This window comes from Nostoc sp. ChiQUE02 (assembly GCF_034531305.2).
Classification (GTDB): domain Bacteria; phylum Cyanobacteriota; class Cyanobacteriia; order Cyanobacteriales; family Nostocaceae; genus Nostoc.
In genome coordinates, this window is sequence record NZ_JAVRBN020000016.1 from 1 (window position 1) to 22,810 (window position 22,810).

At 42.3% G+C, this 22,810-nt stretch carries 26 protein-coding genes and 2 pseudogenes; 23 read left to right on the forward strand and 5 right to left on the reverse strand.

What is annotated here, in order from left to right; all coding sequences use genetic code 11:
- Positions 1 to 195 precede the first annotated feature (195 nt).
- Positions 196 to 778 (reverse strand): annotated as a pseudogene (locus RM347_RS17630) (Uma2 family endonuclease).
- Positions 779 to 1,779: 1,001 nt separating this feature from the next.
- On the reverse strand, positions 1,780 to 1,941 hold the full coding sequence (locus RM347_RS17635; protein ID WP_428850572.1) for a hypothetical protein: 162 nt from the start codon (positions 1,939 to 1,941) through the stop codon (positions 1,780 to 1,782).
- Between RM347_RS17635 and nifB the strand changes: the two genes are divergently transcribed.
- The 9 genes from nifB (at position 1,935) to nifK (ending at position 11,456) form a co-directional block, all read left to right on the forward strand.
- Positions 1,935 to 3,380 (forward strand): nitrogenase cofactor biosynthesis protein NifB, encoded by a 1,446-nt coding sequence (nifB, locus tag RM347_RS17640; protein ID WP_428850573.1) that lies wholly within the window; start codon positions 1,935 to 1,937, stop codon positions 3,378 to 3,380. The two genes, RM347_RS17635 and nifB, sit on opposite strands and share 7 nt — an antisense overlap.
- Before the next feature lie 147 nt (positions 3,381 to 3,527).
- A complete protein-coding gene (locus RM347_RS17645; protein ID WP_322720657.1) occupies positions 3,528 to 3,884 on the forward strand; it encodes a 4Fe-4S binding protein in 357 nt (118 codons plus the stop codon).
- Positions 3,885 to 3,914: 30 nt separating this feature from the next.
- A complete protein-coding gene (nifS, locus tag RM347_RS17650) occupies positions 3,915 to 5,123 on the forward strand; it encodes a cysteine desulfurase NifS (RefSeq protein WP_322720656.1) in 1,209 nt (402 codons plus the stop codon).
- A gap of 147 nt (positions 5,124 to 5,270) precedes the next feature.
- Positions 5,271 to 6,170 (forward strand): Fe-S cluster assembly protein NifU, encoded by a 900-nt coding sequence (gene nifU / locus RM347_RS17655; RefSeq protein WP_322720655.1) that lies wholly within the window; start codon positions 5,271 to 5,273, stop codon positions 6,168 to 6,170.
- 223 nt (positions 6,171 to 6,393) lie between these two features.
- Positions 6,394 to 6,750, forward strand: a complete 357-nt coding sequence (locus tag RM347_RS17660; protein ID WP_012407221.1) for a globin — start codon at positions 6,394 to 6,396, stop codon at positions 6,748 to 6,750.
- Between the two features lie 121 nt (positions 6,751 to 6,871).
- On the forward strand, positions 6,872 to 7,048 hold the full coding sequence (locus tag RM347_RS17665) for a hypothetical protein (RefSeq protein WP_322720654.1): 177 nt from the start codon (positions 6,872 to 6,874) through the stop codon (positions 7,046 to 7,048).
- A 57-nt stretch (positions 7,049 to 7,105) separates the two neighbouring features.
- Positions 7,106 to 7,999: a nitrogenase iron protein gene (nifH, locus tag RM347_RS17670; RefSeq protein WP_118163822.1), complete on the forward strand. Its 894-nt coding sequence runs from the start codon at positions 7,106 to 7,108 to the stop codon at positions 7,997 to 7,999.
- A gap of 163 nt (positions 8,000 to 8,162) precedes the next feature.
- Positions 8,163 to 9,674, forward strand: coding sequence for a nitrogenase molybdenum-iron protein alpha chain (nifD, locus tag RM347_RS17675; protein ID WP_322720653.1), 1,512 nt, complete (start codon positions 8,163 to 8,165; stop codon positions 9,672 to 9,674).
- Positions 9,675 to 9,920: 246 nt separating this feature from the next.
- Complete coding sequence (gene nifK, locus RM347_RS17680; RefSeq protein ID WP_322720652.1) at positions 9,921 to 11,456, forward strand: nitrogenase molybdenum-iron protein subunit beta; 1,536 nt, start codon at positions 9,921 to 9,923, stop codon at positions 11,454 to 11,456.
- 27 nt (positions 11,457 to 11,483) lie between these two features.
- Here the strand turns inward: nifK and RM347_RS17685 are convergent, their stop codons facing one another.
- Complete coding sequence (locus RM347_RS17685) at positions 11,484 to 11,624, reverse strand: hypothetical protein (RefSeq protein WP_428850574.1); 141 nt, start codon at positions 11,622 to 11,624, stop codon at positions 11,484 to 11,486.
- Here RM347_RS17685 and RM347_RS17690 point away from each other — a divergent pair.
- From RM347_RS17690 to RM347_RS17740, 11 genes are all read left to right on the forward strand, one after another.
- Positions 11,614 to 11,961: a Mo-dependent nitrogenase C-terminal domain-containing protein gene (locus tag RM347_RS17690; protein ID WP_322720651.1), complete on the forward strand. Its 348-nt coding sequence runs from the start codon at positions 11,614 to 11,616 to the stop codon at positions 11,959 to 11,961. The two genes, RM347_RS17685 and RM347_RS17690, sit on opposite strands and share 11 nt — an antisense overlap.
- An 89-nt stretch (positions 11,962 to 12,050) precedes the next feature.
- The gene (gene nifE / locus RM347_RS17695; protein ID WP_193947865.1) at positions 12,051 to 13,433 is read left to right on the forward strand and encodes a nitrogenase iron-molybdenum cofactor biosynthesis protein NifE; all 1,383 of its coding nucleotides are present in this window, start codon (positions 12,051 to 12,053) and stop codon (positions 13,431 to 13,433) included.
- Positions 13,433 to 14,770, forward strand: coding sequence for a nitrogenase iron-molybdenum cofactor biosynthesis protein NifN (gene nifN, locus RM347_RS17700; protein WP_322720650.1), 1,338 nt, complete (start codon positions 13,433 to 13,435; stop codon positions 14,768 to 14,770). The genes nifE and nifN overlap by 1 nt, the downstream gene beginning before the upstream one ends.
- A gap of 220 nt (positions 14,771 to 14,990) precedes the next feature.
- Positions 14,991 to 15,404 (forward strand): nitrogen fixation protein NifX, encoded by a 414-nt coding sequence (gene nifX, locus RM347_RS17705; protein ID WP_118163727.1) that lies wholly within the window; start codon positions 14,991 to 14,993, stop codon positions 15,402 to 15,404.
- On the forward strand, positions 15,401 to 15,877 hold the full coding sequence (locus RM347_RS17710; RefSeq protein ID WP_322720649.1) for a NifX-associated nitrogen fixation protein: 477 nt from the start codon (positions 15,401 to 15,403) through the stop codon (positions 15,875 to 15,877). The genes nifX and RM347_RS17710 overlap by 4 nt, the downstream gene beginning before the upstream one ends.
- A gap of 127 nt (positions 15,878 to 16,004) precedes the next feature.
- Entirely contained in the window at positions 16,005 to 16,220 is a 216-nt protein-coding gene (locus tag RM347_RS17715; RefSeq protein ID WP_322720648.1) for a CCE_0567 family metalloprotein, read from the forward strand.
- 91 nt (positions 16,221 to 16,311) lie between these two features.
- Entirely contained in the window at positions 16,312 to 16,629 is a 318-nt protein-coding gene (nifW, locus tag RM347_RS17720) for a nitrogenase-stabilizing/protective protein NifW (protein WP_322720647.1), read from the forward strand.
- A 10-nt stretch (positions 16,630 to 16,639) separates the two neighbouring features.
- Positions 16,640 to 17,449 carry a HesA/MoeB/ThiF family protein gene (locus RM347_RS17725; protein WP_109012239.1) on the forward strand — a complete coding sequence of 270 codons (810 nt, stop codon included), beginning with the start codon at positions 16,640 to 16,642 and terminating at the stop codon, positions 17,447 to 17,449.
- 119 nt (positions 17,450 to 17,568) lie between these two features.
- A complete protein-coding gene (locus RM347_RS17730) occupies positions 17,569 to 17,940 on the forward strand; it encodes a HesB/IscA family protein (protein WP_094327427.1) in 372 nt (123 codons plus the stop codon).
- A gap of 228 nt (positions 17,941 to 18,168) precedes the next feature.
- Positions 18,169 to 18,468 (forward strand): 2Fe-2S iron-sulfur cluster-binding protein, encoded by a 300-nt coding sequence (locus RM347_RS17735; RefSeq protein WP_322720646.1) that lies wholly within the window; start codon positions 18,169 to 18,171, stop codon positions 18,466 to 18,468.
- A 104-nt stretch (positions 18,469 to 18,572) separates the two neighbouring features.
- Positions 18,573 to 18,833, forward strand: coding sequence for a FeoA family protein (locus RM347_RS17740; protein WP_322720645.1), 261 nt, complete (start codon positions 18,573 to 18,575; stop codon positions 18,831 to 18,833).
- Positions 18,834 to 19,029: 196 nt separating this feature from the next.
- On the opposite strand, the gene RM347_RS17745 is transcribed toward RM347_RS17740, so the two are convergent.
- Positions 19,030 to 19,239 (reverse strand): TOBE domain-containing protein, encoded by a 210-nt coding sequence (locus RM347_RS17745; RefSeq protein WP_196511255.1) that lies wholly within the window; start codon positions 19,237 to 19,239, stop codon positions 19,030 to 19,032.
- Between the two features lie 646 nt (positions 19,240 to 19,885).
- Between RM347_RS17745 and RM347_RS17750 the strand changes: the two are divergent.
- The 3 genes and pseudogenes from RM347_RS17750 to RM347_RS17760 all read left to right on the forward strand — a co-directional run bounded on the left by RM347_RS17750 (position 19,886) and on the right by RM347_RS17760 (position 22,063).
- A pseudogene (locus tag RM347_RS17750) lies at positions 19,886 to 20,397 on the forward strand (ankyrin repeat domain-containing protein).
- A complete protein-coding gene (locus RM347_RS17755) occupies positions 20,360 to 21,670 on the forward strand; it encodes a nitroreductase family protein (RefSeq protein ID WP_322720644.1) in 1,311 nt (436 codons plus the stop codon). Before RM347_RS17750 ends, RM347_RS17755 begins: the two are co-directional and overlap by 38 nt.
- A gap of 18 nt (positions 21,671 to 21,688) precedes the next feature.
- Entirely contained in the window at positions 21,689 to 22,063 is a 375-nt protein-coding gene (locus tag RM347_RS17760; RefSeq protein WP_322720643.1) for a hypothetical protein, read from the forward strand.
- A 66-nt stretch (positions 22,064 to 22,129) separates the two neighbouring features.
- On the opposite strand, the gene RM347_RS17765 is transcribed toward RM347_RS17760, so the two are convergent.
- The gene (locus RM347_RS17765) at positions 22,130 to 22,603 is read right to left on the reverse strand and encodes a hydrogenase maturation protease (protein ID WP_322720642.1); all 474 of its coding nucleotides are present in this window, start codon (positions 22,601 to 22,603) and stop codon (positions 22,130 to 22,132) included.
- Positions 22,604 to 22,810: the final 207 nt, after the last annotated feature.

Genomic DNA, 22,810 nt, shown 5'->3' on the forward strand with positions numbered 1-22,810 from the left:
GATGAAGTCTTGAAATTTAATTCTTAATTCTTTTCTTTTTACTTTTTACTTTTACCTTTTGACTTACTAGCCCCTGCCTCCACAGTAATAGGATATTTTTTTAGTTGGAAGTCCCTTAAGGTGCGATCGCTCTGTAAAATTTAGTTCTAATGATGCAAATTTAACTTTTCCGCTTTTCAAGAAAACCCATTCTCTTTATTGTTCAGTCGTAAATACAATATCTTCATACAGCAGTTCAATCGGGCACTCAAATTCAATGCTCGATAGAGTAACGATATCTCCAACCCTGTAGGGATAGTAAAGCCACATCCTCCCCTCACCCCGACAGAAACGCTCAACGGAGATTTTTTCTGAGTCAATCAAGATATACTCTTGCAAACTGGGTATTGTCAAATAATACGTAAATTTTTCACCCCGATCTTTAGCGCTTGTACCTGGTGAAAGAACTTCGATAATTAGCTTGGGATGTTGAATAAATTTGCGGGCATTGGGGTCTTGAGGGTCGCAACTGACAATAACATCAGGATAATAATAGCGGCTCTGAGGAGTGAGTTGCACTTTCACGTCTAATACATTCACTCGACAACCTCCAGAACGCATATGAATGAGGGCGTAAAGCAGTGTACAAGTTAAGTGCAATGTCGTTATGGAGAATTGTACCGCCTGTCATGGCAAATACTTCGCCATTGGCATATTCGTAGCGGGGGTCTTGCTGAGGTTCCCATTCTAGATATTCCTCAACGGTCATTTTTAACGGCTGTTGGGGGATGGCGATCATAACTAAGATTTTTTCACGCTTGGTCTGATTGTAGCTAAATAGTATCAGCAACAAACAGCGGTATCTGGAAAACCTCTCTCTAAATCTCTCATAAAACTAAAGAGACTTTTAATTTTCCCCCTTCCCGCGTCGGGAAGAGGGTTAGGGGGTTAGGTTTTTCGCAAAGGTTCATATTGAGCAATTCCGAAAAATCATTGCGATCGCTCAATCATGTTAGATTATAGTTTGTTGTTTCTCTCAAACACAAAATTTGAGAGTTTCCTACCCATCTCCTCATTGTGGGAATGAAAAAAAAGGAGTTAAAAGTTAAGTTTTTTGAAAATCATGTGCAGCAACACACCTATTCGCAACACCTTATAAGGCTTACCAGACAACACTTATAACCACAATTGAATATCATTGTCAAAGCAAAAATTAAAAAAATATGAATTGCATTTTTACCCTCAAAAAAATGATATGTTAGATACAGAATTGAATTTCGCACGTTTCTGGAGTAGAACGATGTAGACTACTCCAGTTTTTCACCCTCAAACCCTTGGCATTTATTGCTTTGACGGAAGTTGAGGGCAATCTGAGTACACATTTAAATAACCCAAACCTAGTTTCAATTTAGTTAAAGTTATTGCTAGGATTGGGTTTTGGCTGAGTACAAAGAAATCATGAACCCCTATCTATAAACACTAGAACCCCAACCAAAAAATACTAGAACCCCTACCCGAAAAAAACTTTTTTAATTCTTGTAATGCTTGAAGAATTAGGGTTTTTAGTATTTGAGTACAAAAGTAATAAATCCAATAAATTCTATCCTAGAGAGACGCAACATCTGGCTGGGAGACGGCTGATATAAATCTTATATCGCCAATCACCTAACGCTCTGAAACAAAACAAAGCGAAGGGTGAGTGGAGGGATGACATAGCACCATGCCTGAAGTGAAGAGAAGTCGCGGCTGTAAGCACAAATTCTACCCAAGAACCGAACGTTGACACACACCAGCCGAACATCAAATATCTATCGCCTGCCTGACTTGAAAACAAGTCGCCCCAACCCAAGGGTTTGCAGGCAGTGTGGAAGACGCGACTTCAATTCTGGGCATAGAGAGCAGCAACAACATCTCCCACAGTGGCAGCCAAGTCCACCGACCTTTTGCGAAATTCAATGACATCACCGTCTACACGACTCCTCAACTCCAATGCTACGGAATCGCCAACCCAAGCAAAATCAGGTGGTTGCGGCTGCGACAGCACCAGCAGCACCACAGTGGAAAGGGACGAAAAGCTCCAAGAACGCATTGCTAAACATCCCTGCTACAGCGAAGACGCTCATCACCACTACGCCCGGATGCACGTTGCCGTTGCTCCAGCTTGCAACATTCAATGCAACTATTGCAACCGCAAATATGATTGCGCTAACGAAAGCCGTCCTGGAGTAGTTAGCGAATTGCTAACACCAGAAGAAGCAGCACACAAAGCTTTGGTCATTGGTGGTAAGATTCCTCAAATGACAGTTGTGGGAATTGCTGGCCCTGGCGACCCATTGGCGAACCCAGAAAAGACTTTCCGGACATTTGAGTTGATTGCAGAGCAAGCACCAGATATCAAGCTGTGCTTATCAACCAATGGTTTAATGCTGCCAGACTACATCGATCGCATTAAACAATTAAATATAGATCACGTGACGATCACCATTAACATGGTAGATCCAGAGATCGGTGCTAAGATTTATCCTTGGGTTCACTACAGACGCAAGCGTTACAGAGGTCTTGAAGGTGCGAAAATCCTCCACGAAAGACAAATGGAAGGATTACAAGCCCTGAAAGATGCTGATATCTTGTGCAAAGTTAACTCCGTGATGATTCCCGGAATTAATGACCATCACTTAGTCGAAGTGAATCGAGTCATCCGTGAGAAAGGTGCATTCTTGCACAACATCATGCCATTGATTTCTGCACCAGAACATGGCACACACTTCGGTTTAACCGGTCAACGCGGTCCCACACCCAAAGAACTCAAAGAAGTTCAAGACAACTGCTCTGGTAACATGAAAATGATGCGTCACTGTCGCCAGTGTCGTGCCGATGCAGTCGGATTGTTAGGAGAAGACCGCAGCCAGGAATTTTCCAAAGAGAAATTCTTGGAAATGGCTCCCGAATATGACATGGAACAACGCGCTACTGTTCACGAAGGAATTGAGAAGTTTAAAGAAGAACTTAAAGTAGCCAAAGATAAGGCACTAGCCGGTAAGAAAATTGCCAATAGTCCGAAAGTTCTAGTTGCAGTAGCAACCAAAGGCGGCGGATTAGTTAACCAACACTTCGGTCATGCGAAAGAATTCCAAATTTACGAAGTGGGTGGAAACGAAGTTCGCTTTATTGGTCATCGTAAAATTGACCAATACTGCCAAGGTGGATACGGCGAAGAAGCTTCTTTTGAGCATATTATGAAAGCGATCGCAGATTGCAAAGCAGTTTTAGTCTCCAAGATTGGTAACTGTCCTCAAGAAAAATTGCAAGAAGCTGGAATACAGACTATTGAAGCTTACGACGTGATTGAGAAGGTTGCTTTGGAGTTTTACGAGCAATACGTTAAGGAATTAGGGAATTAGAGAATAGGGAGTAGGGAGTAGGGAGTAGGGAATTTCAATATTTACCACTTACCACTCCCCATTCACCAGTACAGACGCGATTAATCACGTCTCTCCCACTCCCCATTTCCCACTCCCCACTCCCCATTCCCCAAAAGGAGAATAATCATGGCTTACAAAATTCTTACTAGCCAATGTATTTCCTGCAATCTCTGTCTAACGGTATGTCCCACAAATGCAGTAAAAGTGGTTGACGGACAGCACTGGATTGACCCTGAACTTTGTACAAACTGTATTGGTAGCATTCATACCGTGCCTCAGTGTAAAGCTGGTTGTCCCACCTGTGACGGTTGCGTTAAGCAGCCTAGCGATTATTGGGAAGGCTGGTTTGCCAATTACAACCGCGTAGTCGCTAAATTAACAAATAAACAAGATTACTGGGAACGTTGGTTTAACTGCTATTCCCAGAAATACTCGGAACAGTTGCAAAAGCGCCAACCCCAAAAAATGGCAGCAGAAGCTTAAATAATTCGTAATTCTTAATTGAAGACAACAATGCAAAATAACTGCATCTATCTCGATAATAATGCCACCACTAAGGTAGACCCAGAAGTTATAGAGGTAATGCTACCTTACCTGACGGATTATTACGGCAACCCCTCCAGTATGCATACCTTTGGTGGGCAAGTCGGTAAAGCAGTGAGAACAGCAAGAGAACAACTTGCAGCTATCCTGGGAGCCGATGAGTCAGAAATTGTCTACACAAGTTGCGGTACTGAGGGAGATAACGCGGCGATTCGAGCCGCACTGTTGGCGCAACCAGAAAAGCGACACATCGTCACTACTCAAGTTGAACATCCAGCAGTACTCAATGTCTGCAAACAATTAGAAACCCAAGGTTATAGTGTTACCTATCTATCAGTAAATCATCAAGGGCAGCTGGATCTAGATGAACTAGAAGCTTCCTTGACGGGTAACACCGCCTTGGTGACAATTATGTATGCTAATAACGAAACCGGCACGATTTTCCCGATTGAACAAATTGGGTTGCGCGTCAAAGAATATGGTGCTATCTTCCATGTAGATGCGGTGCAAGCAGTGGGAAAAATCCCGTTGAATATGAAAACTAGCACCGTGGATATGTTAACCGTGTCTGGTCACAAGCTACACGGGCCCAAAGGAATTGGTGCTTTATATATCCGACGCGGGGTTCGGTTCCGTCCCTTCATGATTGGGGGACACCAAGAACGCGGACGTAGGGCGGGAACAGAGAATGTTCCAGCAATTATCGCCTTGGGCAAAGCTGCGGAACTAGAACTGTTACACTTAGAAGAAGCGATCGCAAGAGAAAGAAGACTGCGCGATCGCCTGGAACAAACTTTACTCGCTACAATTCCCGATTGTGTAGTCAATGGTGACATAACGCAGAGATTGCCCAACACTACAAATATCGGCTTCAAGTATATTGAAGGTGAAGCTATCTTACTATCCTTGAACAAATACGGTATCTGTGCATCATCCGGTTCTGCTTGCACCTCCGGTTCACTGGAACCTTCCCACGTCCTTCGGGCAATGGGCTTACCCTATACAACTTTGCACGGTTCCATCCGCTTCAGTCTTTGTCGCTACACCACAGAAGCAGAAATCGATCGAGTGATAGAGGTAATGCCCAGTATTGTGGAACGTTTACGCGCTCTCTCACCCTTCAAAAATGATGACGCAGGTTGGCTGCAAGAACAGGAGCAAGCATTGGCGCATCGCTAATTAGGGAATAGGCAGTAGGGAATTTACTACTCATCACTCACTACTCCTGTACAGACGCGATTAATCGCGTCTGTACCCACTCCCCACACAGCAAGGGCTAAACGCCCGGCTACCGCTAACAGCACTCACCACTCAGAACTTAATAATATGTGGGACTACACCGATAAAGTATTAGAACTGTTTTACGATCCCAAAAATCAGGGAGCAATCGAAGAAACGAGCGAACCTGGAGTTAAGGTTGCAACGGGAGAAATCGGTAGCATTGCTTGCGGTGATGCTCTGAGATTGCACCTGAAAGTGGAAGTAGAATCTGATAAGATTCTAGATGCTCGTTTTCAAACCTTTGGTTGTACTAGTGCGATCGCATCTTCTAGTGCATTAACCGAAATGATCAAAGGTTTAACCTTAGATGAAGCTCTGAAAGTGTCCAACAAAGACATTGCAGATTACCTTGGTGGTTTGCCAGAAGCAAAGATGCATTGCTCTGTGATGGGACAAGAAGCGCTAGAAGCCGCTATCTACAATTATCGTGGCATACCTCTAGCTACCCACGATGATGACGATGAAGGCGCGTTAATTTGCAGTTGCTTTGGCATCAGCGAATCTAAAATTCGCCGCGTGATTCTAGAAAATCATCTCACTGATGCTGAACAAGTAACAAATTATGTAAAAGCTGGTGGCGGATGCGGTTCCTGTCTGGCTAATATCGATGATATTATTAGATCAGTTCAACAGGAATACGCCTCACCTGCTCTCAACAATTACGGCGTACAAGTTGCCACAGAAATTGTTACATCTAAGCAACGATCGCTAACAAACGTGCAAAAGATTGCTCTAATTCAAAAGGTTCTTGATGAAGAAGTCAGACCCGTACTCATTGCAGACGGGGGAGATGTAGAACTATATGATGTAGATGGCGATCGCGTTAAAGTTGTACTGCAAGGTGCTTGCGGTTCCTGTTCTAGTAGTACAGCAACTCTGAAAATTGCGATTGAAGCCAGATTACAAGATCGTGTCAGCAAGAGCCTTGTAGTCGAAGCAGTTTAGGAATTGCTGTAGGACTTAACGTACTCTACAAATACGCTCTAATATGCATTCAGCCAGGAACAGAAAGTAGGATTTGAACCATATAATTGTCTCCACATCAATGCTTCAATCCTACCAGCAACCGATAGCTAAATTAGCTATCACGGCTAACAGCATATAGGCTTCATAGATTAAGCGCCTACTTGCAAATTTCATCATCCAACTCGCTTCAAAGGAACAGGATATGAGCACATTGTACGACAACATTGGTGGACAACCAGCTATTGAACAAGTAGTAGATGAACTCCACAAACGCATTGCTACAGACAGCCTCCTCAGTCCCATTTTTGCTGGTACAGACATGGCAAAGCAACGCAATCATCTAGTTGCTTTCTTAGGTCAAATATTTGAAGGGCCAAAGCAATACGGCGGTCGTCCAATGGACAAAACCCACGCAGGATTGAATTTACAGCAACCACACTTCGATGCGATCGCCAAGCATCTCGGTGAAGCAATGGCTGTGCGTGGAGTGTCAGCAGAAAACACCAAAGCTGCACTAGATCGCGTCACAAATATGAAGGGCGCTATTTTGAACAAGTAATAGGACTTATGCATTGATTGTTGACAAATAGCAACATCAAGTCCTATTGAATCTTGCAAGCTGAAACACATTATGACGTATTTGTAAATTGCGTGATTTTCTTTGTTCTTTGTCAAAACAAATGACAAAGGACAAAGGACAAAAGACAAAAGACAAAAAGAAAAAAAATTTAACGAGCAAAGAGATGTACTTACTTTCAATAACTTTGGCTGTGGAGCGATCGCCCCCAGCAGGCATTTATGCCAATGCTACCAACGATGCTCTACACGTGCTCACTACTGTCGCTCAACAGGGGTGAACGCAACAGACAAACGCAAAGACCCACCAACCAACCAATTGCAGGGAAACAGGAACCATGACAGACGAAAACATAAGACAGATAGCTTTCTACGGTAAGGGCGGTATCGGTAAATCTACCACCTCCCAAAACACCTTGGCAGCTATGGCAGAAATGGGTCAACGCATCCTCATCGTCGGTTGCGACCCTAAAGCTGACTCCACCCGTTTGATGCTACACAGCAAGGCTCAAACAACCGTTCTTCACCTCGCCGCAGAACGTGGTGCAGTAGAAGATATCGAAATCGAAGAAGTAATGCTGACCGGTTTCCGTAACGTTCGTTGCGTAGAATCTGGTGGTCCAGAACCCGGTGTAGGTTGCGCTGGTCGTGGTATTATCACCGCCATCAACTTCTTAGAAGAAAATGGCGCTTACCAAGACCTAGACTTCGTATCTTACGACGTATTAGGTGACGTTGTATGTGGTGGTTTCGCAATGCCAATCCGCGAAGGTAAGGCACAAGAAATCTACATCGTTACATCAGGTGAAATGATGGCGATGTATGCTGCTAACAACATTGCTCGTGGTGTTCTTAAGTATGCTCACACCGGTGGCGTGCGTTTGGGTGGTTTGATTTGTAACAGCCGTAACACAGACCGAGAAATCGAATTGATCGAAACCTTGGCAAAACGGTTGAACACCCAAATGATTCACTACGTACCTCGTGACAACATTGTTCAACACGCAGAATTGCGCCGGATGACCGTTAACGAGTACGCTCCAGAAAGCAACCAAGCTAACGAATATCGGATTTTGGCTCAAAAAATTATTGACAACAAGAACCTAGCTATTCCTACACCCATCGAAATGGAAGAACTAGAAGAATTGTTGATTGAATTCGGTATTCTCGAAAGCGACGAAAATGCTGCCAAATTAGTTGGTAAGACTGCTGCTGAAGCTCCTGTAAGCTAATTCGCTGCTAAGAAATAACGCTTTAGCACAAGGAAAAAGGAAAAAGGAAGAATTTCACATTTGACCTTTGACCTTTTACCTTTCCCTCTAATCTCCCCCCTAATCTTAGAGGGGACTCCTAGTCCCCCTATGCCCCGATCCTTACGAGTCACAGAGGCTAAATATGACACCTCCAGAAAATCAAAACATCATCGAAGAAAGAAAAGAACTAATTAAAGAAGTTCTAGACGCTTACCCCGATAAAGCTAAGAAAAAACGGGAAAAGCATTTAAGTGTATACGAAGAAGGTAAGTCCGATTGCGGCGTTAAGTCTAACATCAAATCCCTTCCTGGTGTAATGACTGCTCGTGGTTGTGCTTACGCCGGTTCTAAAGGTGTGGTTTGGGGTCCTATTAAGGATATGATCCACATCAGCCACGGGCCTGTAGGTTGCGGTTACTGGTCTTGGTCTGGTCGTCGTAACTACTACATCGGCACCACAGGTATTGATACCTTTGGTACCATGCACTTCACCTCTGACTTCCAAGAAAGAGATATCGTTTTTGGTGGTGACAAGAAACTTGTCAAGCTAATCCAAGAACTAGATGTACTTTTCCCACTCAACCGTGGTGTTTCCATTCAATCAGAATGTCCCATCGGTCTAATTGGGGATGACATCGAAGCAGTTGCTCGGAAGACATCGAAAGAAATTGGCAAGCCAGTTGTACCTGTGCGTTGCGAAGGCTTCCGGGGTGTTTCCCAATCCTTGGGACACCACATTGCTAACGACATGGTTCGTGACTGGGTTTTCACCAGATCCGACCAAGCGAAAAAAGACGGTACACTCAAGTTTGAAGGTACTCCTTATGATGTAGCCATCATTGGTGACTACAACATCGGTGGAGATGCTTGGGCTAGCCGCATCCTGTTAGAAGAAATCGGCTTGCGCGTAGTCGCTCAGTGGTCAGGTGATGGCACCATCAACGAAATGTTGATGACCCCCAATGTGAAGATGAACCTCATCCACTGTTACCGGTCGATGAACTACATCAGCCGTCACATGGAAGAAGCTTACGGTATACCCTGGTTGGAATACAACTTCTTCGGCCCCACCAAGATTGCTGAATCTTTACGGGAAATCGCTTCCAAGTTTGACGAAACAATCCAAGCAAACGCTGAGAAGGTTATCGCCAAGTATCAGCCAACAATGGATGCGGTAGTTGCTAAGTACCGTCCCCGCTTGGATGGTAAGACTGTTGCCATCATGGTTGGTGGTCTACGTCCTCGCCACGTTGTCCCAGCTTTCCAAGACTTGGGCATGAAGATGATTGGTACAGGTTATGAGTTCGCTCATAATGACGATTACAAACGTACCACTCACTACATCGAAAACGGCACTATCGTTTATGACGACGTTACCGCTTACGAATTCGAGGAATTTATCAAAGCGCTGAAGCCTGACCTAGTAGCTTCTGGTGTGAAAGAGAAGTACGTCTTCCAAAAGATGGGTCTTCCTTTCCGTCAAATGCACTCTTGGGATTACTCCGGTCCTTATCACGGTTATGACGGCTTTGCCATCTTCGCTCGCGACATGGACTTAGCACTCAACAGCCCAACCTGGGGATTAATTGGCGCTCCTTGGAATGAAAAAGCTCAGGCTAAGAAGGCTGAAGCTAAGGCTAAGGCTGCCGTTTAGGAAAATGGGAGAGTGAGATAAGTAAGGATAACCTGGGGCTAAAACCCCAGGGGGGAGTTGGGAATACAAAATTCAAAATTGAAAGATTAAAAATTTATTTTGATTTTTGCATTTTGAATTTTGAATCATATTCCCACTCCCTTGTACAGACGCGTAGACGCTCGAAGAGCGGCTTCTCGCAGAGTATAATCGCGTCTCTCACACCTCAATTAGTAAAGAATTCAGTAAGCTTGGAGTCCAGAAGAAATGCCTCAGAATCCAGAAAAAATTCAAGATCACGTCGAGTTATTCCACCAACCTGAGTACCAACAGCTATTTGAAAACAAAAAGCAGTTTGAAAATGGTCACGAAGCCGAAGAAGTACAACGGGTTGCAGAGTGGACAAAAGGTTGGGATTATCGTGAAAAGAACTTCGCTCGTGAAGCTTTAACCGTTAACCCTGCTAAAGGTTGTCAACCACTAGGAGCAATCTTTGCTGCTGTTGGTTTTGAAGGTACTCTACCTTTCGTTCAAGGTTCTCAAGGTTGCGTTGCTTACTTCCGCACCCACTTAACCCGTCACTACAAAGAACCATTCTCTGGTGTATCTTCCTCAATGACTGAAGATGCAGCCGTGTTTGGTGGTCTGCAAAACATGATTGACGGCTTGGCAAACTCTTACCAACTGTACAAGCCTAAGATGATCGCTGTCTGCACCACCTGTATGGCAGAAGTAATTGGTGATGACTTACAAGCCTTCATCAACAACTCTAAGCAAGCTGGTTCAGTTCCTCAAGATTTCCCAGTACCTTACGCTCACACCCCTAGCTTTGTCGGTTCCCACATCACTGGTTACGACAACATGATGAAGGGAATTCTTTCTAACTTGACCGCAGGTCATAAGAAAGAAACCAGCAATGGTAAAATCAACTTCATCCCAGGTTTTGACACCTACGTAGGCAACAACCGCGAAATCAAGCGGATTGCTTCCTTGTTCGGCTTTGACTACACAATTCTAGCTGACAACAGCGATTATTTGGATTCACCAAACACAGGTGAGTTCGATATGTATCCAGGTGGAACAAAGCTAGAAGATGCAGCAGATTCAATCAATGCTAAAGCTACGATCGCTCTGCAAGCACACTCTACACCCAAAACCCGCGAATACATCGAGAAAGAATGGAAGCAACCAACCTCAGTTTCCCGTCCTTGGGGCATTAAGGGTACTGATGAGTTCTTGATGAAACTCAGCGAACTGAGTGGTATTCCCATTCCTGAAGAATTGGAAATTGAACGCGGTCGTGCAGTTGATGCCATGACTGACTCTCATTCATGGATTCACGGCAAGCGCTTCGCTATCTACGGCGAACCAGATTTAGTATACAGCGTAGTTGGCTTTATGCTGGAAATGGGTGCTGAACCTGTGCATATCTTGGTTCACAACAGCAACGAAGTATTTGAAGCAGAAATGAAAGAACTGCTTGCTTCTAGCCCCTTCGGTCAACATGCAACTGTTTGGCCAGGTAAAGATTTGTGGCACATGCGTTCTCTGCTGTTCACCGAACCAGTAGACTTCCTGGTTGGTAACACCTATGGTAAGTACCTGTGGCGCGACACCAAGATTCCCCTCGTGAGAATCGGCTACCCCATCATGGATCGCCACCACTTACACCGCTATGCCACCATTGGTTATCAAGGTGTGATCAACCTCCTCAACTGGACTGTAAACACCCTGTTTGAAGAAATCGATCGCAACACCAACATTCCTTCTAAGACAGATATTTCCTACGACTTGATTCGTTAGAAATTGCGTAGAAACACAACGTGTTAATTAAAGGGTGAAGAAGGGGAGTCGGGAGTAGGGAATAGGGAATAGGGAAATATCCAAACCCAACCCCAATTCCCAATTCCCAATCCCCAATTCCCCTTTTTCTTGATAGCATTTACCCAAGGATTTATCAATGGAAACCATCAATCATACTCACGAACATACTCACACTCATCCTCATCCTAATTACCATCCACCTAACCAGAAAAAACCAGGATGGTTCAACAATCTTCTTAATCCGTTGCGCCGTGTGGTAGATGGAATTCAGGTTAAAAATAATCGCATCGCTCATCTAATTTGCCAAACAATTCCTTGTTGTTGTCCTTTTGAGCGACAAATTAAATTATTTGGGAAGTGTATTGATATCCCACCACTATGTAAACTCAATCCTTTATATGATGAATTTGTAGGATTGCGTTTCCGCGCTCTATCTTACCTGACCGATGTATGTGGAGAGGATGTCACAAGATACATTTGTTAGTCATTGGTCATTGGTCATTAGTCATTAGTTGTTAGTTATCCAAATGACAAATGACAAAGGACAATTAACAATTCAGTACGAGAAGAGAGATGAAAAGCACCCAAGGCAAAATCAACGAGCTGCTGACTGAGACAGGATGCGAACATAATCAGCACAAACAAGCGGAAAAGAAAAACAAATCATGCGCCCAACAGGCACAACCTGGCGCGGCTCAAGGTGGCTGCGCCTTTGATGGTGCAATGATTGCTTTAGTGCCGATCGCAGATGCTGCTCATTTAGTCCACGGGCCGATCGCCTGTGCTGGTAATTCCTGGGGCAGTCGTGGTAGTCTGTCGTCTGGCCCGCAACTCTACAAAATGGGCTTTACCACTGACTTGGGTGAAAATGATGTCATCTTCGGTGGCGAAAAGAAGCTCTACAAAGCGATTCTGGAACTTCACGAGCGCTACCAACCAGCAGCAGTATTCGTCTACGCCACTTGCGTTACAGCCCTAATTGGCGATGATATGGATGCTGTCTGCAAAGCGGCGGCTGAGAAAATTGGTATTCCTGTTGTTCCTGTGATTGCTCCAGGATTCATTGGCAGTAAAAATCTGGGCAATCGTTTTGGTGGCGAAGCTTTATTAGAATATGTTGTCGGAACAGCAGAACCGGAACATACAACGCCCTATGATATTAACTTAATCGGTGAATACAACATCGCCGGTGAAATGTGGGGAGTAACACCACTGTTAGAAAAGTTAGGCATCCGTATTTTGTCTAAAATTACGGGCGATGCTCGCTACGATGAAATTCGCTACGCCCACCGCGCCAAGCTCAACGTCATGATCTGCTCGCGAGCGCTGCTGAACATGGCGAGAAAGATGGAGGAGCGTTACAACATCCCTTACATTGAAGAGTCTTTCTACGGCATTGATGATATGAATCGCTGTCTGCGAAACATCGCTGCTAAATTAGGCGACGCTGATTTACAAGAGCGGACAGAAAAGCTAATTGCAGAAGAAACGGCTGCTTTAGATTTGGCATTGGCTCCTTATCGCGCTCGACTCAAAGGTAAGCGGGTTGTGTTGTATACAGGTGGTGTCAAGAGTTGGTCGATTATCTCGGCTGCTAGAGACTTAGGCATTGAAGTTGTTGCTACCAGTACTCGCAAAAGTACTGAAGAAGATAAAGCCAAAATCAAGAAGTTGATTGGCAACGATGGCATCATGCTGGAGAAAGGCAACGCTCAAGAATTGCTACAACTGGTTAAAGACACTCGCGCAGATATGCTGATTGCTGGTGGACGTAACCAATACACAGCTTTGAAAGCTCGAATTCCTTTCCTTGATATCAACCAAGAACGCCACCATCCTTATGCAGGTTATGTGGGAATGATTGAAATGGCGCGGGAATTGTACGAAGCTCTGTATAGCCCGATTTGGGAACAAATACGCAAACCCGCTCCTTGGGAAGAAGAGGAGGAAGTTTAATGGCGATCGTTACCGCTTCTAACAAAGCACTGACAGTTAATCCCCTCAAGCAAAGTCAAGCTTTAGGTGCAACCTTAGCCTTTTTGGGATTGAAAGGGACAATGCCCTTATTCCACGGTTCTCAAGGTTGTACTGCTTTCGCCAAAGTTGTGCTGGTGCGGCATTTCCGGGAAGCGATTCCTTTAGCTACCACAGCGATGACGGAAGTCACTACAATCTTGGGTGGTGAAGAGAATGTGGAGCAAGCAATTCTGACTCTGGTGGAAAAGGCTAACCCGGAAATTATTGGTTTATGTACCACTGGGTTAACGGAAACTAGAGGAGATGACATTGAAGGTTTTCTGAAGGAAATCCGCGATCGCCATCCAGAATTGAATGATTTAGCGATCGTTTTTGCACCTACCCCAGATTTTAAAGGTGCGTTGCAAGATGGTTTTGCTGTTGCTGTCGAAAGCATAGTTAAGGAAATTCCTCGCGCGGGTGGACTCAGAACTGAACAAGTCACAGTTTTGGCGGGTTCTGCTTTCACACCTGGGGATGTACAGGAAATCAAAGAGATAATCACATCCTTTGGACTAGTGCCAATCTTTGTACCTGACCTTGGCGCTTCTCTAGATGGACATTTAGAGGATAGTTATAGTGCAGTTACAGTCAGTGGGACTACCTTAAAACAGCTACGAGAAGTAGGTAGTTCTGCTTTTACCCTGGCATTGGGTGAAAGTATGCGGGGGGCTGCAAAGATTCTGGAAGAACGCTTTGGCACACCTTATGAGGTGTTTGGCGAACTGACTGGATTAGAACCAGTAGATGAGTTTATCCAAGCATTGGCGATTCTGAGCGGTAATAGCGTACCCGAAAAATATCGCCGCCAACGCCGTCAGTTGCAAGATGCGATGCTGGACACTCACTTTTACTTCGGTGCAAAACGAGTTTCTCTAGCACTGGAACCCGATTTGTTGTGGTCAACAGTGCATTTCCTGCAATCGATGGGAGCGCAAATTCATGCTGTGGTGACAACCACGCGATCGCCTCTCTTAGAAAAACTCCCGGTTAAAAGCATTACCATCGGCGACTTGGAAGACTTTGAGAGTCTAGCAGGCGGTTCTGATTTGCTGATTGGTAACTCGAATGTGGGTGCGATCGCAAAACGCCTCTCGATTCCTCTTTATCGTCTCGGATTGCCCATTTATGACCGCTTAGGTAATGGTCAATTTACCAAAGTTGGCTATCGAGGCACGATGGAGCTTTTATTTGGCATCGGCAACCTGTTTTTAGAGGCAGAAGAAGCGAGAGTTAAGCAGTTCCAAGAGTTCGGAGTTGTGAGCGCTGAGTTTTGAATTCTTCTTCAAGAATTCAGGAGTCAGAATTCAGAATGCTTTTCATAAAGAGTAAAACCTGCCACTGATTGTTTGCCTTTGGTGTTTCCGTAGGGAAAACCACTAAATATGCAGATTTAATTCTGCCAGTCGAACTCTAATTACTCCTGAATTCTGACTCCTGACTCCTGAATTCCTTCTTACCAATTCAAAATTCAAAACTTTAGAGAGGAGAATTACAATGAAAATAGCCTTCACGACGAGTGACCGAGTTCATATTAATGCTCACTTCGGATGGGCAAAAATGATTGATGTTTACGAAATTTCCGATGAGGGATATCACTTCGTAGAAACCCTCACCTTTGAAGGCGAACTCAAAGAAGATGGGAATGAAGACAAAATCACCCCAAAACTTGAAGCAATAGGCGACTGTACGATTGTTTACGTAACAGCAATTGGTGGTAGTGCCGCCGCTCGGTTAATCAAGAAAGGTGTCACCCCAGTGAAGGCGCGATCGGAAGAAGAAGAAATTAGTGAAGTGCTAAATAAGCTAGTCAAAACCCTCAAAGGTAATCCTCCACCTTGGTTGCGTAAAGCTTTACAGCCAAAAACCACAAACTTTGCTGATGAAATTGAAGACGAAGCAACAGTATGACCACAAATAATAGTGTTAACGGAACTGCTACAACTGAAGTCTTGAACTCACCTTTTCTTAAGGTATTAATTAAACAAATCCGTGGTCAAGACAGTTATGGAGTTTATCGTAGTTGGTCGGATGAGTTGATTCTCAAACCCTTTATTGTCACCAAACAAAAGAAACGGGAAATTTCCGTTGAGGGCGAAGTCGATCCAATCACTCAAGCTCGGATTATGGCATTTTTTCGAGCTGTAGCTGCTGGGATTGAACAAGAAACAGGTTTGATATCCCAGGTTGTAGTTGATTTGAGCCATGAAGGATTTGGCTGGGCGCTAGTTTTTTCTGGCCGTCTTTTGCTAGCTGTGAAAACTTTGCGAGATGCTCATCGCTTTGGCTTTGACTCGCTAGAGAAATTAGCAGAAGAGGGAGAAAACTACGTCACAAAAGGTCTTGATTTGGCGAAACGCTTTCCGGAAGTTGGCAAAATTTAAAAATTTTAGATTTTGGATTTGGGATTCATGTTTTAATCATTAGCTTCATCACCATTTGATTAAAACAATATCATCCAATCCAAAATTTAAAATCTAAAATCCAAAATCCAATGTGGAGTAGCTGATTGTGCAAGCAGAAGAAACGAGTATTGAGGAACTACAAGCAAAAATCAGACGCCTCAACAGTAAAGCAGGTCAAATGAAAATGGATCTGCATGATTTAGCTGAAGGGCTACCAACAGATTACAACCAACTTATGGATGTTGCAGCCGCAACTTATGAAATCTATCGCCAGTTAGATGAACTTAAGCAACATCTAAAAAAATTGGAAAATGCTAAATGACCTAAAAGGAAAAAGATACAAGCCCCTAAAATCATGGGGATTGTTAATTTTGACTTTTGACTTTTGAATTTTGAATTCGGAGCGAAGCGACGTGACTGGAACTATTGATGAATTCAAGAAACTCGTAGATGCAGAAGAATTTTTTCAATTCTTTAACATGTCCTACGATTTAGAAGTTGTAAATGTACATCGTCTACATATTCTGAAAAAGTTTTCTCAATACATGCAGGAAATTGATGATAATTCTCCTGATTTGAGTCAAGAAGAGAAACTAAATCAATATTCTTTGGCTTTGCAAAAAGCTTATCAGGTATTTATCGAATCGACAGCTTACGAACAAAAGCTGTTCAAAGTGTTTAACGACAAGCCGAAAAATGTAGTCACACTGACAGAAATCACTTCTGATTAGGAGGTATAAATTGGTTAACCTAACGCCTACCGAATTAGAACGCTATCGTCGCCAAATGATGCTTCCGAATTTTGGCGAAACAGCACAGAAACGCTTGAAGTCAGCGACAGTTCTGGTGACAGGTGTGGGGGGATTAGGCGGTACGGCGGCGCTTTACTTAGCAGTAGCGGGCGTTGGGCGGCTAATCCTAGTCCGGGGTGGTGACTTGCGGCTGGATGATATGAATCGTCAGGTTCTCATGACTGATGATTGGGTAGGTAAGCCAAGGGTATTCAAAGCTAAAGAAACTCTGGACGCGATTAATCCTGATGTCCAAGTGGAAGCTGTTCATGATTACATTACCCCGGAAAATGTAGATTCGTTAGTGCAGTCCGCCGATATGGCTCTTGATTGCGCCCACAATTTTACAGAGCGCAATTTGTTAAATGAAGCCTGTGTGCGATCGCGTAAGCCAATGGTGGAAGCTGCAATGAATGGGATGGAGGCTTACCTGACGACGATTATTCCTGGTGTGACTCCTTGTTTATCTTGTCTGTTTCCAGAAAAGCCTGATTGGGATCAGCGCGGCTTTTCAGTTCTAGGCGCTGTTTCTGGAACACTAGCTTGTTTAACGGCGTTGGAAGCTATCAAGCTAATCACCGGGTTTAGTCAGCCTCTATTGTCGCAATTACTGACAATCGACCTAAATCGGATGGAATTTGCTAAACGCCGTTCTCACCGCGATCGCTCTTGTCCAGTATGCGGTAATAGTGCGCCTTGGAGACACGCACAATCCAATTCGATGGAACCTACAGCCACAGGTATTGCACAAAATAGTTAATTTTCGTCATTAGTCATTGGTCATTAGTCATTAGTGAATAACAAAGGACAACTGACAAAGGACAAAGGACAACCCCACCTGAAATCAGAACAACTAATCGCTACAAATCAGGAGACTTAATGGCCGTTATTTTATCAGAAAAAGCAGAATTTCATCTGCGGGCATTCCTCAAAGGTTCCGCACCCGATGCTAATGGCGCAACTAAAGGTGTCCGCATCTCTGTAAAAGATGGTGGTTGCAGTGGCTATGAATATGCGATCGATATCACCAGTAAACCCCAACCAGATGATTTGGTAAGCCAGCAAGGCAAAGTGCTAGTTTACGTTGATGCCAAAAGTGCGCCCTTATTAGACGGAGTTATCGTTGACTTCGTTGAGGGAGTGATGGAAAGCGGTTTTAAATTCATCAACCCCAATGCAACTGATACCTGCGGTTGTGGAAAGTCTTTCAAAACAGACGACGGTACGCCTACTGGTGTACCTTGCAGCTAACGGAATGATGTTAGGGCTAGGTCAATTGTAGAGACTTCCCGTAGACGCACTCCGCAGAGTTTCAATGCCTTTGAGGTAGCCTCTAGTTCGCTTTGCATTTCTCACCCTTATAGAGAAGCTGACTAAACTTAGCATCTCTGTAAGAAGAAAGGAAGCAAAAAGTAGGATAGGTTGCTCAAAAACTTCGGAAATTAAACCAACTGTATAACGTTTGAGGAGAATCTGAAAATGGCTACCTATCAAGTTAGATTAATCAACAAAAAAGAAGACATCGACGCCACAATTGAAGTTGATGAAGAGACTACCATCTTGGAAGCAGCAGAAGAAAATGGTATTGAATTGCCCTTTTCATGTCATGCAGGATCTTGCTCTAGCTGTGTAGGTAAGGTTGTTGAAGGTGAAGTTAATCAAGAAGATCAAAACTTCTTGGATGACGATCAAGTTTCTAAAGGATACGCTCTACTTTGTGTAACTTATCCTCGTTCTAATTGCACAATCAAAACACATCAAGAAGCGTATCTCGTATAAATTATTACTTTGGTCGCTGTCTTTGGCAACCAAATAAAGCATGAAGGATGAAGGATGAAAATATACTTCCTTCTTCCCTTCAAAATTATTAATTTATAATTCAAATGTTTTCCCCCTTTAGTGTAAATGGCTGTTCATTAGAATTATTGAGAACAGGAGAGCGAGGAATCGTCACTTTCTGTAAAAGTCAGGATGAAACAATCTTAAAAAAACTGATATCAATAGGGGTAACACCAGGAACGATTATTACTTTAGAACAAAACTTTCCATCATTCCTTATTAAAATAGAAAACACATCTTTAGCACTAGATATAGAAAGTATTCGGGCTATTTATGTCCGCATTATTGATAATTTAACTAATTAAAATATATAAGAAATAATATTTTCTTGAACAAAAATTTTTGACTTCGTAATTAAGACCATACATAGCAATTACGAATTAAATTTACCTCACTCCTGTATTAATTAATTCAAGGAGTGAGGTCATTAAATTGAGAGATATAAATGCAATTCGATATTAGTGATAGAGGCGCTTGCAATAAAAGGCAACTTGCCCATTTTTACTCAACAGCAACTATCACATCTGATGATTTAATCACGGCATAAGCCTCCTTGCCTTCTGCAAGTCCCAGCTTTTCTGCTGATGATTTTGTGATTATTGACACTAATTCTACTCCTGGTGCAATTTCTAAAGTTACCTCAGTGTTAACTGTACCAGGCACAACTTTTTTTACAGTACCTTTGAGAGAATTACGAGCGCTAATTTCCATGTTTCGTCTGTTTTTACTTATTTATACTTAAACAAGCTAGCAAATTTGGCTTGAAAAAAGAAAATGTTTTAAATTTCTTAATAACTCTCAGGTCTATAAAGTAAATATCAGCATCATAAGTCGGTTTTATGAAACCAATATTCAATGGAAATGTAGCATCAAATTTGAGCAAGACAATGTGCTTAAGACCATTATTAAAGCTAGTAAAACTTACGCAATAATTTACTATTTACGCAAAAATTCTATCTGCTATTAGTCTAGATAATTAAATTATATTGTAAAAAATACTGCATTTTAATTGTTTTTAAATATTTTTTCCTAGATATATCTAGGGATCTTTATAAATGATTCATAATTCTAACTTATCAGAGTGATAATATATAACTAAGCTAAATTGTTGCTAGTTAACTTAGTATTCAAGCAAAGCAAAACCAAATTCCTGGGTGAGGACGGGGAGTAGATAGTGGAGAAAGATTTTTGTGTTTTGCCAAACTTTTGATACCTAGCAAAGTTGCTTTGGTAAACTACTAAACTTTAGCTACTCGTATAAGATTTTAAAGTAATGGTGGGTAATGCCCACCATTAAGTTTTCCAAGCATAAAATTGCTTAGAAAATACTTAATTATGTGACGTTGAAAGAATAATTATGAGTCAACTAAACAGGCAAGACTTGAGTGAAGCAACAACTCAATGGCTAATAACAAAAGGCTATAACCCTGGGGATATTTAAATCAGCCAGGGGAAAATGGCGATACAGCCTTGATGAAAGCCACAAGAGAGGGAGTTTATGCAGTCGTTAAAGAACTGATTGATGCAGGTGTAGATATCAATGCTCGAAATAGCGATGCCTCCGGCGGGCTACACCTACGCAATAATGCTTTGTGGTTTGCTTGTTTTGGTAATCACTACGATTTAATTAATTTGCTGCTGGCTAGCAACATTAACATTGACAACCAAAATGATAACGGTGCAACCGTTTTAATGTATGCAGCATCAGCCGGAAAGACAGAAGTCGTCAAGTTACTTTTACAACATCATCCTAATTTATATTTGAAAAACTTAGACGACTATAAAGCCATCTATTTTGCTAGCAATGTAGAAGTTTTAAGGATACTTAAAAATGCCATCAAGTCAGATATCGGGCAAAGCTTATCATGACGCTACTAAGCATTCTTACTTATCGGTGCAACTCGATCCAAATTATGTAGATGCTTCAACACAGCCATCTTCATTTAAAGTTTATCCAAAGTTTTATCGGAGAGTGAAATTAAATCTCAATAATCCTGTTCATTCTTTTATCTCGTTAACTAGTGCAATAACCCTGGAGAAAGTGTATAAAGATGGTCCTTATAAACTGCGGGTAAATCCATCAGCAGGCGCTTTGTACCCCACAGAAGTTTATGTACAGGTTCGCGGTGTAGAGGGAATAGTAGATGGTATATATCATCTAGAAGTTGAGAATAATTATCTAACTCTCATCTATGAATTAATTGATGATGGGTTAGAAAGTTATATTATACCTGGGAAACGTATCAACGGATTCATCTTTTTAATTAGTTGCGTTTATTATAGGTCTAGCTGGAAATATCAAAATAGAAGCATGAGATATTGCTTATTAGATAGCGGACACCATTTAGGTGCGTTCGCCTCTGGCGTGGCGGAGCCTCTCGCAGCTTCAGCTTTTCTCCACAACCGAGATATACAACTAATTTTCGACTTTGAGAAAATCGCTCTCAATTCTGATTTGGGATTTGAGAATAAAGAGTTTATTACTGCTTGTGCGGTGTCAGGAGAAGTACAAGATAAGAAAGTCAGAAGCTTGAGGCTGAAAGTTCCTTTTGTCTCTGGTACTAATTATTTTGAATCAAATCAATTTATTGAAGATGCCTATCAAGCAACTACTCTACAAAAGAGTCGCCAGCAGAAATTAGAGTATCCTCAATTTGATTTTGATAAGGATAAATTTTATCAAACTATTTGGAATAGACGTTCTATTAGACGTTTCCGGAAAGAGTCTATTTTTCAAGAAGATTATTTATATATAGTGCAGCAACTTGAGCAGTCAATACCGACAGAAAACTATGAGGAAATAGAAATTTACTCAGTGGTGCATCGAGTAGAGGGAATGACACCTGGGTTATATAAAGGGACATATCTGATTAAAACAGTTAATTTTAGTGAAAAGACAGGTTACTTATGTATTAATCAAGCCATTGCTAGAGATAGCGCTGTAACTTTATTTTTTGTGTCAGATTATTTAAACTATCAAACTGCTATGCAAATAGCTGGTTTTCTTGGACAGAGACTTTATTTAGCTAGTAATTATTTGGGAATTCACTGTAGTGGAATAGGTGCTTATTATGATGATGAAACTCAAGAATTATTAGAAATAAATAAAGATGTACTTTATGGAATGGTAATTGGAAGATAAGTAGGAAGCTAAAGAGAGATGCCTAGAAAGACGTATTACTTAAATGGTGATGACTCACATCCAATACAACCGACATCTGCGGATATTATACTGCGGCAGCAACTAGAGTATTCTATTAGTAGATACTTTTATGATGCTTGCGATCGCACAATTCAAAATCTTCTATCTAATTGTCGGTGGTATGTCACAACCCATGCTAATGCTCTGACATTGGTAATTGAATGTCCCGATCAAGTTAGTAATTGGCGTATTCTGCAAAAAATTGTGCCAATGGGGACATTACTCTACGGAATTGTCAGCAGTGCTAAAATCCGTGTTTACCCTCCAGAGAGTCAAGGCGTACCTTTTGAAATGAGGGTAGATGAACTTTCTGTTTATCGGGATTGGGCGTAATTCGATTTTGGATTTTGGACTTGTCGTGAGCGTTCAGTCGAACGATTTTAGATTTTGGATTGTTAATTAAAAGTTGATATTCTGTTGGATAAGTGCGGTTATTTCTTCAAAAACCAAATCGGCAGAATGTTTGACAACAGGGCTTAACTCCAGTCCAAAACCAAGATTTGCCGCCTCAATTAAATAAACTGTCACCTCTTGGGGAAAGTCATTTTGAAAGATTTTCCGTCCGGCGGCTAAAGCATTATCCCAACGAAAATCGTGCAAGTTATAACTAGGTTCTGGCAAAGTTTCCAGTTCTTTTCCTGGAACTTTAAACACAGCACCCGGTTCAGAACCTGTTGAACTTGCATCAATAATTACTAATTCTTTACTACCTCTAGCTTGAAACATTACTTCCATCCCTGCGGTGCCACAATCATAAACTCGCACATGAGGATGAGGATATTGAGCAAGATATTTCTGTAAGCGTTGGGCGATGATTACGCCTACTGCGTCGTCACTACGATTGAGATTTCCGCAACCAATAATAGTTAGCATGAGATGATATTTAATTGTTTAAGCAGTTGCTCTGTTCAGTTAAAGCGCATTCGCTTGGAGGATGAAAAACTATCACAATCTCACTTTTGGGAACTCACATTTTTTCTCAAAAGGCGTAGGCGTAGCCCGTCGTAGACATCGCTACAATTTCACTAATTCCAGAATATGGGCAACTTGCAACTATAATTTTATAAAAATTTACAGGCA